The organism is Enterococcus sp. DIV1411a, from assembly GCF_050531945.1.
Taxonomy (GTDB): domain Bacteria; phylum Bacillota; class Bacilli; order Lactobacillales; family Enterococcaceae; genus Enterococcus_B; species Enterococcus_B faecium.
In genome coordinates, this window is the sequence record NZ_CP172892.1 from 427,043 (window position 1) to 440,000 (window position 12,958).

10 protein-coding genes, 1 rRNA gene and 1 pseudogene (1 of these 12 only partly in view) are annotated in these 12,958 nt (G+C 37.1%); 8 read left to right on the forward strand and 4 right to left on the reverse strand.

The annotated features are described in order from the left end of the window. Positions 1 to 136 precede the first annotated feature (136 nt). Complete coding sequence (locus IGJ87_RS02040; RefSeq protein ID WP_002324374.1) at positions 137 to 1,660, forward strand: zinc ABC transporter substrate-binding protein AdcA; 1,524 nt, start codon at positions 137 to 139, stop codon at positions 1,658 to 1,660. Between the two features lie 68 nt (positions 1,661 to 1,728). On the opposite strand, the gene IGJ87_RS02045 is transcribed toward IGJ87_RS02040, so the two are convergent. From IGJ87_RS02045 to IGJ87_RS02055, 3 genes and pseudogenes are all read right to left on the reverse strand, one after another. Further along, complete coding sequence (locus IGJ87_RS02045) at positions 1,729 to 2,457, reverse strand: LytR/AlgR family response regulator transcription factor (RefSeq protein ID WP_002286278.1); 729 nt, start codon at positions 2,455 to 2,457, stop codon at positions 1,729 to 1,731. A 12-nt stretch (positions 2,458 to 2,469) separates the two neighbouring features. After that, positions 2,470 to 3,750, reverse strand: a complete 1,281-nt coding sequence (locus tag IGJ87_RS02050) for a sensor histidine kinase (protein ID WP_002325890.1) — start codon at positions 3,748 to 3,750, stop codon at positions 2,470 to 2,472. 140 nt (positions 3,751 to 3,890) lie between these two features. Further along, positions 3,891 to 4,492: pseudogene (locus IGJ87_RS02055) on the reverse strand (accessory gene regulator B family protein). Positions 4,493 to 4,737: 245 nt separating this feature from the next. On the opposite strand from IGJ87_RS02055, the gene IGJ87_RS02060 reads away from it, so the two are divergent. Together IGJ87_RS02060 and IGJ87_RS02065 are read left to right on the forward strand one after the other, a co-directional pair. Then, a complete protein-coding gene (locus IGJ87_RS02060; RefSeq protein ID WP_002286271.1) occupies positions 4,738 to 4,944 on the forward strand; it encodes a hypothetical protein in 207 nt (68 codons plus the stop codon). A 313-nt stretch (positions 4,945 to 5,257) separates the two neighbouring features. Then, entirely contained in the window at positions 5,258 to 5,977 is a 720-nt protein-coding gene (locus IGJ87_RS02065; RefSeq protein WP_430609762.1) for a deoxynucleoside kinase, read from the forward strand. Positions 5,978 to 6,057: 80 nt separating this feature from the next. Here the strand turns inward: IGJ87_RS02065 and IGJ87_RS02070 are convergent, their stop codons facing one another. After that, positions 6,058 to 6,741: a YoaK family protein gene (locus tag IGJ87_RS02070; protein WP_002286265.1), complete on the reverse strand. Its 684-nt coding sequence runs from the start codon at positions 6,739 to 6,741 to the stop codon at positions 6,058 to 6,060. A gap of 217 nt (positions 6,742 to 6,958) precedes the next feature. Between IGJ87_RS02070 and IGJ87_RS02075 the strand changes: the two genes are divergently transcribed. From IGJ87_RS02075 to IGJ87_RS02095, 5 genes are all read left to right on the forward strand, one after another. Further along, the gene (locus IGJ87_RS02075) at positions 6,959 to 9,145 is read left to right on the forward strand and encodes an ATP-dependent helicase (protein ID WP_002317494.1); all 2,187 of its coding nucleotides are present in this window, start codon (positions 6,959 to 6,961) and stop codon (positions 9,143 to 9,145) included. 371 nt (positions 9,146 to 9,516) lie between these two features. Beyond that, a complete protein-coding gene (locus IGJ87_RS02080) occupies positions 9,517 to 10,470 on the forward strand; it encodes an IS30 family transposase (protein ID WP_002325884.1) in 954 nt (317 codons plus the stop codon). An 88-nt stretch (positions 10,471 to 10,558) separates the two neighbouring features. Then, complete coding sequence (locus IGJ87_RS02085; protein ID WP_089030392.1) at positions 10,559 to 10,969, forward strand: Spx/MgsR family RNA polymerase-binding regulatory protein; 411 nt, start codon at positions 10,559 to 10,561, stop codon at positions 10,967 to 10,969. 13 nt (positions 10,970 to 10,982) lie between these two features. Further along, positions 10,983 to 11,339 (forward strand): Spx/MgsR family RNA polymerase-binding regulatory protein, encoded by a 357-nt coding sequence (locus IGJ87_RS02090; protein WP_002297829.1) that lies wholly within the window; start codon positions 10,983 to 10,985, stop codon positions 11,337 to 11,339. 671 nt (positions 11,340 to 12,010) lie between these two features. Beyond that, positions 12,011 to 12,958 (forward strand): 16S ribosomal RNA (locus IGJ87_RS02095); it runs 612 nt beyond the window's last position.

Here is a 12,958-nt window from a genome sequence, read left to right on the forward strand (position 1 = left end):
TAAAATAAGAAAACGCTTGACAGTTCTTTTAACCATATGATAAATTAAATCCTGTTGATAAAACGTAACTATTACGGTTTGCGAAAGACGAATCGGAACATTCAAATGAAAGAAGATGAGAAGAGGAGTGTCATAAATGAAACGATTGATAGGTATATTGGCCATGCTGGTTTTAGCAGGTATGTTAACTGCTTGCGGGGCAAGTAGGAAAGCCGAGGACAGTAAAGAAAAATTGAGCGTGATGACGACCTTTTATCCTATGTATGATTTTACAAAAGCAATCGTCGGGGATGAAGGAGAAGTAGAGTTATTGATTCCAGCAGGGACTGATTCCCACGATTATGAACCTTCTGCTAAAGACATGGCAAAGATCCAAGATACAGATATCTTTGTTTATAATGATGAAAACATGGAAACATGGGTCCCCGCAATCCAAAAAACATTACAAGAAGGCAATGTCCATACGATAAAAGCGACAGAAGGTATGCTTTTACTTCCGGGAAGTGAAGAAGGACATGATCATGACCATGAACACGGGGAAGAAGGCCATACACACGAGCTAGACCCACATGTATGGCTAGCTCCAAGTTTAGCAATCAAGCAGGTAGCAAACATACGTGATCAGCTGATTGAAGCTTACCCAGAAAAACAGGAAGTATGGACAAAAAATGCAGCAGCCTATACCGAGAAACTTCAAGCACTCCATCAGCTTTATCAAGAAACCTTTAAGCAAGCAAAACAAAGATCTTTTGTCACGCAACATGCTGCATTCAACTATCTGGCATTAGAATATGGATTGAATCAAGTATCGATTGCTGATCTTTCTTCTAGTGAAGAACCGTCTGCGGCGAGAATTGCTGAACTGAAACACTTTGTTAAAGAACATGGAATCAACTATATTTATTTTGAAGAAAACGCCAAAGATAGTATTGCCAGAACGTTAGCAAACGAAGCAGGTGTATCTTTAGAAGTATTGAATCCTTTGGAGGGATTGACGAATGAACAAATAGAAAATGGAGAAAACTATCTTTCTATCATGGAATCAAACCTCGAAGCGTTGAAAAAAACGACAGAGACAGAAAACCCGTTAGAAGATACTTTGACCCCCAAAAAAGAAAAGAGCGTCTATAACGGTTATTTCGAAGACGAGGATGTACAAGATCGCTCTCTTTCAGATTGGGCAGGAACTTGGCAAACAGTAGATACGTATATAGAAGATGGGACATTTGATCCTGTTTTTGAATATAAAGAAAAATTGAATCAGGATAAGACAGCACAAGAATATAAAGAATATTATACGAAGGGCTATCAAACAGATATTGCTTCAATCAAGATCAGTGAGAAAGAGATGGCATTTACGTTTAAGGATGGAACAACGAAACGTTCAAATTATCGTTATGTAGGGAAAGAAATCTTGACCTACGAGGCAGGAAACCGTGGCGTAAGGTATCTATTCGAAGCAGAAGATAAGGAAAGTGGCGCTTTTAGATATATTCAATTCAGTGATCACACGATTGCACCGGCTGACTCCGAACATTTTCATTTATATGCAGGAAATGAAAGTCAAGAAGCATTGCTGAAAGAAATGGAGAATTGGCCAACATTTTATCCAGATACAATGGATGGACGTGAAATTGCACAGGAAATGCTTTTGCACTGATAGGCAAAAAAGAACCGAAGGGTTTGGATCGGCTGGTCATTTAGTCGGTCCAAACTATTCGGTTCTTTTTATGAAATCAATTTCTTTAATCCACGGATAGAGGCTGGGATGGTCTCGCCGTTTGCCAACGTGACTTCTCTGGTTTTTTTATTAATCGACCGCACATTTTGTGTATTGATAACATAGGATTTATGACAACGGATAAAATTCCGATGCATTTTCTCGATTTCTTTGATCTTCTCATAGAATTGTAATTGGGCATGAGTCAAATGGACTTCCAGTTTATGTGGTGCTCCTAGCGAAGTAGAAAAATATTGGATGTCTTTGATCGGTAAAAATTTGATCTCATCATTAAACTCTATTTTGAAGATATCTTTTTGGATCTGGGACATTTGAAAATCTTCGAAAATTTTGCTCAGGATATGCTCGACATTTTCTTTTAAATCATAAAGATCTTCTTTGACGATATAATCAGTCGGTTCAATGTTGCTTTTTAAGATTTTCATCGACATTTCCGTATGGGAAGTCACATAGATTATTTTTCCTAAAGGATCTAATTCACGGATCAATTTACCGATCGCTACACCATCCATTTCACTGTCTTCTAGTTCGATATCTAAAAAGTAAATACCAAAAGAAGAAGTTCTGATCTTGGCTGCATTGAGAAGTTCTTCCGGATCAGAGGTAGAAATATGGACATAACTGTCTAAGTTTTCAATCATGATTCTATTTTTGATCACCGTTGATAAAACTTCTAATTGTTTTGGATCGTCTTCACAAATATAAATGGGAATCATATCATTACTCCTTTATTTTATTTGTATATAAATCGTTTGAGAAAAACGCTGGTTTTCAATTGATGTTTCAAGGAAAAGATAAGGATTGGTCTTTGTCAATTCATCCAAGATAAACAAGCCAAGGCCTTCGTTTTTTGGATTTGTTTTTGTTGAGAACCCTTTTTGTTTCAACTGGTTTAACGGCAATGTATTTGTTGTTGTATTGATCACACGAATCATCACGGAATGATTCTTCTTGAGTATGGTCAATTCGATTTTTTTCTTCTTTGCAGCACTAGCTCCTTCAATCGCATTGTCCAAGATAATACCAAGCATACGTACAAGGTTTACCGTATGTTTCGTATCCAGTTCGATTGGCTCAGGAAAATGAAGCTGGACGACCAACCCTTTTTCCTGTGCCATCATGAGTTTTAATGACAGTAAACTACGGATCTCAGGAACTTTCATATTATCCAACATACTTAGATTGGCCGGAAAAAGGTTCATCATCTGGCGTGTAGGTAATATCGTTTGATCATAATAAGACCGTAATCCTTCTAAGTCGCCTTCTGAAATATAGCTGTGAAGAGAAAAAAGCAGATTTTGGTAATCATGTTTGAATTCTCTCAAGTCTTGATAGTTTTTTTCTAGATCTTTGATATAATCCTGTTGCATCCTGACTTGTTGCTCTAATAACTGATCAGCTAATTTCTTATTAGAGATTTTCCAATAATAAACCAAGATGATCAGGCCAACACACAGATATAGAATGAAAAAACTCGTATTCAAAGCTAAGACATCAGGTGTTTCACCAGAAAAACGGGTATAAAAAATAATGATATAGTATGTAAATAATATCAATGTCCCGATCTTACCGATCATACGGCGGTCCACAGTGTGAAACCAAGTCTCTAACGTTTTTTTAAAACAAAAAGCTAATAAAGCAGATAAAAAAGCGGATAAGGCAATGTGAAAATACTGCAATGAATCTCCTGGTTCAATAACCGAAGATTTCAAAACAAAAAAATCGCCGATGCTTGTTAAGTGATCTCCTAAAAGCGACGTCAATAACCCAAAAGGAAGGGCGTAAACCAATTGTTGACGCGAAGTCGAAAAGAAGAAAAAAGTAAGCATCAGCATTCCTATAGCAATTAGAGCAGTAAAAATCCCTAAAATCGAATAGATCCATCCAATCAAAATACAAGAAATCAGAATGACTCCCGCAAACAGATATTTGTATCGGATGTGATGGTCAATCAATAAGATACAAATTGTGTAAATCAAATATTGCAACGCTATGGACCATAAAAACATAAAGTACAGCTCCCATTGATTTTTACCAAATTATAGCACAATTAGCGTATTATTTTTTTAATTTTTCAGGGATTTTGAATTCAGAACTCATACCAAAGCAGCAGCCAGATACAAAAAAGTCAGATAAGTTAGTTAATTGTTTAATGATTGTTTTTTTCATGAAAGATTCCTCCAAAATTCATCAAGTAGTTTGTAATAGGAAGCAACGTAGCTATTTCTAAAACAATCCCAAGTAGCAAATAGGTAGAAAAGTAAGAAGCTGAGAAAATAAAGTAATGAGAGAAAAAATTAGAAACATGCTGATCGCCTTCTTTAATAATGGGGGACGTTTCTCGGGTTCAATGGGATTGATTGCTGTACCTCTTGATCCATAGCGAAGCAGTAACAAAAAGCAGCTGATTAACAAAAAGACCATCATTGGGAAGGAGATAGTCAATTGCAGATGTTTCATCACCAAGGGAACGCCCCATAAATAAAGTAGTGTCCACAGCAGACAAACGAATTCAGAGTCGGAATGCAATCCATAAGCATATCTGCGGATGCATATATAAGAAAGAAAGGTGATTCCTGTTTCCGCCCATGAGCCTGTCACCAGAGAAAAGACTAGAACGACCGCTAGTTTTCCAAGATTATTCAATAAAACTTCTAAGGCAAATTTTACTTGGACATACACCATATCTTCTTCCGATTTGTCTCCGCTGAATAAGGCTTCTAATAATTTGTTCACAACTTTATCTTTCATCTCATACGTACCTCCACCACAAATTTTATGCTAAAAAAAATAAAAAACGTCTTTTGTTTCATAAAAAGTGGTTTTGACATCAAACCCGTCATGATTTCCTAAAAAAATCTTCGTTTTCCAAGAACCTTACCAAAAAAAGTGACAGTTTTGATACGAAAAGTACTTTTTATGACAAGTTTGTGCTTTTTCGAGTGATTTATGTTAAAAAAATTACTGACCTTATAAAAGGTGATGGAGGGATTCTTATGGAAAATGAACAATTGTTTGAAGTCGGCGAAACATATGCATTTAAATCTGATTTATTTGAATCACCAATAAAAGGAAAAATAGAAAAAATCTATGAAAATAGTGTGATGATACGTGTCATGAAATGCGCAGTAGAAGACAATGATACCGCTCATAATCTGCACTGGCAGTTAGTTGTACGCAAATCAAGTACAATAGAAGAATAAAAACAGATAAAATGTTGAGAGCATAAAGAGGTTGTGAGTCTCCCGTTTAGCTCTGAGTTACAAGGAATAATGTTAAAAAACAGCTTTTCATGTTTTATGAATATTGCCACTTGTGACCGAGGTGTTGGCAGGAGAATACTGTTTATTTGAAAAAAGGGCTGCGACAAGACTTTTGTCACAGCCTTTATTTTCATGAATAGGAGTTACTTTTGGCTACTTTTAGAGAAGTAGCTTTTAAGGAGCAGATAAAGTCAAGGCTTTTATTTCTATAAATGAAGTAGTAAAATGAAGAACAGATTTTATTACAGGAAGGATGCCGATAATTGTGATCATTGTTGCAGGAACGATCGGTGCAGGGAAAAGCACACTGACTGAAATGCTTGCCCAAGATTTAGAAACAAAACATTTTTATGAGAACGTGGAAGATAATGAAGTATTGCCGCTATTTTATTCTAATCCAGAAAAGTATACTTTTTTATTACAGATTTTCTTTTTGAACAAACGCTTTTTGGCAATCAAAGATGCTTTCAGCCATGATGACAACGTACTAGACCGCTCCATCTACGAAGATAGTATGCTGTTTCATTTGAATGCAGATTTAGGGCGTGTTTCTGAAGTAGAAGTAAAGCAGTATGAAGGTCTTTTAGAAACGATGCTGAAGGAGTTAGAAGAAATTTCGCCACAAAAGAAACCAGATCTACTGGTTTATATTCGTGTATCCTTTGAAACTATGTTAGCGAGAATCAAAAAAAGAGGCCGGGAATATGAACAGCTAGAACAAGATCCTGAACTCTATTCCTACTATAAAGAACTCAATCGACGATACGAAGAGTGGTATGAACAGTTTGATATATGTCCCAAAATAGTGATCGATGGGGACAAATATGATTTCGTAGCCGATCCGGCATGTGGAGAACAAATCGTACAAGAAATCAAGATGCGGGCAAAGAAAATGACAGAAGAGGCAGATGCCCAGTCGATCCGCTACACTACAAATAACCCGAAAGCAAAGGGAATCTTTACAACTAAATAATATAAAAACTAAGCAAATTGCTCACTCGCAGATATTTCTCTGTGAGCAGCATCTTGCTTAGTTTTTTTGATTCATTGAGATCAAATAGTGAACCGATTCGTATGATAAAATTGCCATAAATGAAATGTCTGAGTGAGGGCCATGATCAAAAATAAAATGGAAACGATCAAAATCGAATGGGCGCCAAACAGATGATGACAGAAAACAAGGACAATAGCTCCTGCGATAAAGGCAAGAACGACACTTAGATAGTGGAAAAATCGATCAAAATCTGCTTTTTCTTTAGAAATACAATAATCATATAAGTTCGTTGCTACCCCTTTTAAATTTCCAGTTGTAAATAAATTAGTGTAGGCACGCCCGTTGATTTTATCAAAAGCTACCCACTGGATCGATGCAGTAAAAGCAATCAAAATCGTTACTAATGCGGGATGCTCATGGACGGGTGTCAAACTAACAAAGAAAAAAATCACTGCTTCATAATATAGAACAAACAAGCGCCAGAAATGTTTTTCTTTTTTTCTAAAATAATCAATTAGATACTTTGTTAGAAGAATCCCTAAGAAAAAGAAAAGGGTAGACAATACTTTTTTACCAACACTTAGCCATTCTCCGTCAAATGCTTGGATGATCGATAGAATGATATTGCCAGTTTGAGCAGAGGCAAAAGCACCATATTGGATATAAGTATAACTGTCCATGGCTCCTCCGATAAATGTCAGCAAAAGTCCTATTGTACGCCCCTCGTGAAAGGAAGTCTGCATTTTTTTCATCACCTTTTATGAATATTTTTGTCTTCCTTATCTTAGCATAAACGATTGAAAAAAAGGAAAAATTTTCAGAAAACTAAAATCATATCGCTTCCCATTTTCATTTTTAGAAAGGTCTGTTAGTATAAAGAAAAAATAGACAACGAAACTTTAAATAACCAACTTGAAATAAACAAATTCAAAGAAGAAAGATGGGAAGGAAATCAATCAGTTGAATGAAAAAGAAATTCTCCGATTACAAAAAGAATTGAAACGCTGGGAGAACAAGTATAAAAAGCTTCAACAAGTCTTTCGGCTACAAGAAGAAATCATTGCTACCTATGAAGCGGCTTATGGCGAAGCACCCGGACTTATTGAGGAAGAAGTACAAGTAAAAGAAAGTGAAGGAAACAGCTCTTTCTTTAAAATGATGGAGAAACGTTCCTATAATCGCTTCAATCAAGAACAAAAAGCAGCTATCACATATGATATGAAGAAACATCTTCGAATCATAGCAGGAGCTGGGAGCGGCAAAACGCAAACAATCTGTGCAAAAGCTGTTTATCTGATGACGCAAAAACAAGTAGACGAAGAACGCATACTAATGATCACTTTTACAAGGAACGCTGCAAATGAACTAAAAAAACGAGTAGATAATTTCAGCCAGAGAAAAACCGCTGTCCATATCGGAACATTCCATAGTATCTTTTTTAGGATATACAATGAAATTTGTCGAAAATTTCCTGAAGTAGCAATGCAAGGAATACAAGGAGACTTTTCAAAGGATACTGCACAAAAAGTGAATGCTGTTTTGCAACAGCTGATACGTAAATATAATCTTTATATATTTGATCAATATGGAGAAAAAACGATTGCTTCTCGGTTAGACTATTGGCAGAATATGAACCTTTCAGTAGAAGAAATGGTTCAGTTAGTTAAAGAAAAATATGATTCCATTGATAAGAATGCACGACAGCCGATATCAGAACGACTGTATGGATTGCTCATGGAACTCCAAGAACAAAAAAGAAGCCAGAAATTGCTAGAGTTCAATGATGTACTCCAAAATCTGAAAAGCGCTTTGGAGAATGAGGAAATCCAGCATTATATCGGCCAAAAATATGATTATCTATTCATTGATGAATTTCAAGATACTAATCCACTTCAATGGGAAATCGTGAAACGGATGACAAAGGAAAACAGGATCAAGTTGATTGTTGTTGGAGATGATGATCAGAGTATCTATGGATTCAGAGGATCAGAGCCAGCATACATCAAGAACTTTGAAAAAGAATATCCTACCAAAACTCTTTTCTTATTAACTAATTATCGTTCTCGGGCAGCTATTGTCCAAGGAGCAAATAGATTGATCAGCTATAATAAAAATGATCGGATACCAAAGGCGATGATTCCAGCACAAAAAGAAGCAGGCGTTATGGAAGCCTATTTGTTTTCTGATACTAAAGCAGAAAGTCAGTGGCTAATCAAACAAATTCAGACATTTATTCAAAAAAATGGGAAATATAAGGAATCAATCATATTGTACCGATCAGCTTCACAAACGCAGCAGCTTGTCCAATCTCTGCTGAAAACGAATATTCCTTTTGTACTGGAAGCAGATAGTCCATATGAAGGTATCTTTGGTATCAAGTCTTTCCAACATTTCTATCAAAAAATTGTTCATTGGCAAACAGCACTGAATCTGCAAAAGAAAAATCAGGCCTACCAGCAATTGCTCCGGCAGCTGATGGCAGACTGCTACCTGAAAAAAAGTGAATGCGATCAATACTTTTCTCCTAAATATCAAAATATAGCCGTTGCAGATTATATTTTGTCGATAAGCCCCAATTTAAAATCGAAATCTGCAGAAATCCGAGAGTTTGAGGAAGCGTTGCGTAAAACAGACCAGCATCAAGAAATCTATTCGCTTGTTCAAAGCTATCTTCATCTGCCACGTATAGCTAAGGAAATCGACCAGAGTGATCAAGAATGGATACGAGAAGAAGTAAAGCAGCATGCTACTTTCAGAAGACTCCAAGCCTTATCGCAAGAAACCCAAGCGACAGCTAAAGAATTAAAAACCCGCTTGATTGCTTACAGACAAGGAAAACTTGATGCACTATGTATCCAGAGCATTCACAAAAGTAAAGGTCTTAGTTACCGAAATGTCTTTTTGATTGGTTGTAACGAAGGAAGTTTGCCTTATAACGGAGCGACAGAAAAGAAAGTAATCGACTTTAATGAAATAAAAGCAGAACCAGTGACGACGATAGAAGAAGAACGAAGACTATTTTATGTTGCGATGACTAGAGCAAGAAATCGTCTGTATCTATGTGTACCTCAAATGAAAAATTCAAGAAAATTGAAAGTATCGAGATTTATCAAAGAAACCGGGAGTCGTGTGAAAAAAGGAAAGTGATAGAAGAGAGGGTGTGACAGAAGTGGTCAGTTTCAAGAAAGAAGAAGGAATGTACGAAAATTGCTTCTCAAATTTTTGTGAAATTTCAGCTTATTTTCGAAGAAGTTATTTCTGGAACACCGTTTATTCGGAAAAAGGAGGTGTGACAAGAATTTTGTCACACCTCCCTTATTTATTTTGAAAATGAGAATACTATTATCAAAATAGAGAATATATAGAATAATTCTCATTATTCAAACGTAAATAATCAGTTATTTTGATTTTTTTTTATATTTCGCCGTTTGTATAATTAAGCGAGACAAATAAAAAAGCCATTTATGTTACACTCAAATCGTAATACCCGCTAAAGCATACAAGGAGAGTGAACATAAATGACTTATACCCATCTTACACCAAACGAGCTTGTAATGATAGAAGCATATTTTCATCAAGAAACTCCGGTTGCTATCGTTGCGAAGCAGCTTAAACGTGGACGCCAAACAATTTACAATGTCTATAACTTTCTCAAATGCGGTGGAACAGCACTTGAATACTTTGAACAATACAAAGAAAATAAGCGACGTTGTGGGAGAACCGAAATCATTTTTCCTGCTGAGGAAAAAGAATACATTGCAAAAAGATCAACTGAAGGTTGGACCCCAGACGTCATTATTGGCCGTGCAGAGCGAACCTTCTCTTGTTCAGTAAGTACCCTCTATCGCCGGTTTAAGACGGGAGAATTCAATGTTTTACATTTACCGATGCAAGGAAAACGAAAACCAAATGGTTATAAGGAAAAACGTGGAAAACAGGCATTCAAAAGAAATATTTCTGAACGTAAAAAAGATTATGTCGTTTTCGAAGAAGAATTTGGACATTTAGAGGGTGATACGATTGTCGGCATCCACCATAAAAGTGCCGTCATCACACTCGTTGAGCGACTTTCAAAAGCCATTATCGCCTTGAAACCAGAAGGCCGTAAGGCAGTTGATATTGAAAATTCGATTAATGAATGGCTTCAATCCGTACCCAAAAATCTTTTCAAATCAATTACCTTTGATTGTGGAAAAGAATTCTCTAATTGGAAAAGTATTAGTAATACGAATGATATTGATATTTATTTCGCAGACCCAGGAACGCCTTCCCAACGGGGATTAAATGAACATTCAAACGGACTCCTCCGAAAAGATGGACTACCAAAAGAAATGGACTTCAACCAAGTCAATCAAGGATTCATCTCATCCGTTGCGTCCAAAAGAAACCATATCCCTAGAAAATCACTAAATTACCAAACACCATTAGAAGTTTTTTTGAGTTACGTAAATGGAAAGTTTTGTCTCGCTTAATTTGACAAATAATATTTTATTAGCTAATAATTGGTATTTTAAAAGAAATTACTGTAGAATTGGATTATAATTAAAAAGGAGTGAGAAAATGATAAAAGTATATGCTTCGCCTAGCTGTACTTCCTGTAGAAAAGCAAGAGCATGGTTGCAAGCGAATCAACTTGAATTTGAAGAGAAGAATATTTTTGCCGAACCGTTAACAGAAAGTGAGATCAAAAAGATCTTGGCAGCGACTGAAGGAGGAGTTCAAGATATTATTTCCACTCGGTCGAAAATTTACGAAAAGCTGGGCATAGATTTTAACGAATTAACTTTAAAGCAAATGATCGTCTTATTCAAAGAATATCCTTCATTATTGAGACGACCTATTTTGATTGATGAAAAAAGAATACTAATCGGATTTAATGAAGATGAGATCCGGTCATTTGTCCCTCGTGAAATTCGATGTGTTGCCAGAAATCTGATCTATTTACAAAACAATAACATCTTAAATTCATAGGGAGGGAGCCTTCGTGGAAGTGAAAGTCTATGGATCAGCGCACTGTGTAACAAGTCTGAAGGCGAAACAATGGTTAGAACACCATCAATTGCCTTATCAATTTGTTGACTTAGAAGAACGCGATCTAAGTACAGAAGAAGCAGAAGAATTATGCAGTTTTGAAGAAGTGCAAGCAGAACAGCTATTTGCGACTTGGTCTGAGGCTTTTCACAACATTGCGATTGACCTTTCCTGTGTAGAAAAAAAACAACTGATTTTTTTATGCACACAACATACCAACCTCCTCAGACGTCCTTTGATTATTATCGATGAAGTTCTATTTATTGGATACAATGAGCAGTTGATGGAACAGCTTATCTTAAATAAATAGACTTTAACTGTTTTAATCAAGTCACTGAGCATTCCATACAGTTGTAACAGTCGAACACTTAGCATCAAGCGTGTTATGTGTTCTTTTTTTGACTTTATTTTTCTACTATAGAGACATGCTCAATTTATGTGGTCAAAATTCAAATCTAGGTGGGGATATAGAGTTAAAAATATATTGACATGTGTAAATTTACATGATATATTCATTTCTGTTGTTTTAAGTAGCAAAGCAATAAAATAGTATTTTAAAAAACATATAAAATAGTTGTTGACATGTTAGAAATGACATGATAAGATAACTGAGTCGTTAAAAAAGGACCGCTTGCGAAGCTTGATTCTATCGAAAAAAACTTCAAAAAAGTTCTTGACAAATAACAAACGACAAGTTATGATAAATGAGTTGCTGTAAGATTTCGAAAAACGAAATCAAAAAAACTTTTAAAAAAGAGTTGACAATTACTTGTCTCTCTGATATGATATAAAAGTTGCTACGGCAGCCAAAAACGAATCGGGAAACACTCCTGATGAAGTAGACCTTTGAAAACTGAACAAAGTAAGACAAACCAAATGTGTAGGGCGTCTTGATTCAATTCAAGACAACAAACATTTTTAACAAGCAAGCAATATGCTAGCAAACAAATTGAGCTTAACAATCGCAAGATTGTTCGAACTTTTTATGAGAGTTTGATCCTGGCTCAGGACGAACGCTGGCGGCGTGCCTAATACATGCAAGTCGAACGCTTCTTTTTCCACCGGAGCTTGCTCCACCGGAAAAAGAGGAGTGGCGAACGGGTGAGTAACACGTGGGTAACCTGCCCATCAGAAGGGGATAACACTTGGAAACAGGTGCTAATACCGTATAACAATCGAAACCGCATGGTTTTGATTTGAAAGGCGCTTTCGGGTGTCGCTGATGGATGGACCCGCGGTGCATTAGCTAGTTGGTGAGGTAACGGCTCACCAAGGCCACGATGCATAGCCGACCTGAGAGGGTGATCGGCCACATTGGGACTGAGACACGGCCCAAACTCCTACGGGAGGCAGCAGTAGGGAATCTTCGGCAATGGACGAAAGTCTGACCGAGCAACGCCGCGTGAGTGAAGAAGGTTTTCGGATCGTAAAACTCTGTTGTTAGAGAAGAACAAGGATGAGAGTAACTGTTCATCCCTTGACGGTATCTAACCAGAAAGCCACGGCTAACTACGTGCCAGCAGCCGCGGTAATACGTAGGTGGCAAGCGTTGTCCGGATTTATTGGGCGTAAAGCGAGCGCAGGCGGTTTCTTAAGTCTGATGTGAAAGCCCCCGGCTCAACCGGGGAGGGTCATTGGAAACTGGGAGACTTGAGTGCAGAAGAGGAGAGTGGAATTCCATGTGTAGCGGTGAAATGCGTAGATATATGGAGGAACACCAGTGGCGAAGGCGGCTCTCTGGTCTGTAACTGACGCTGAGGCTCGAAAGCGTGGGGAGCAAACAGGATTAGATACCCTGGTAGTCCACGCCGTAAACGATGAGTGCTAAGTGTTGGAGGGTTTCCGCCCTTCAGTGCTGCAGCTAACGCATTAAGCACTCCGCCTGGGGAGTACGACCGCAAGGTTGAAACTCAAAGGAATTGACGGGGG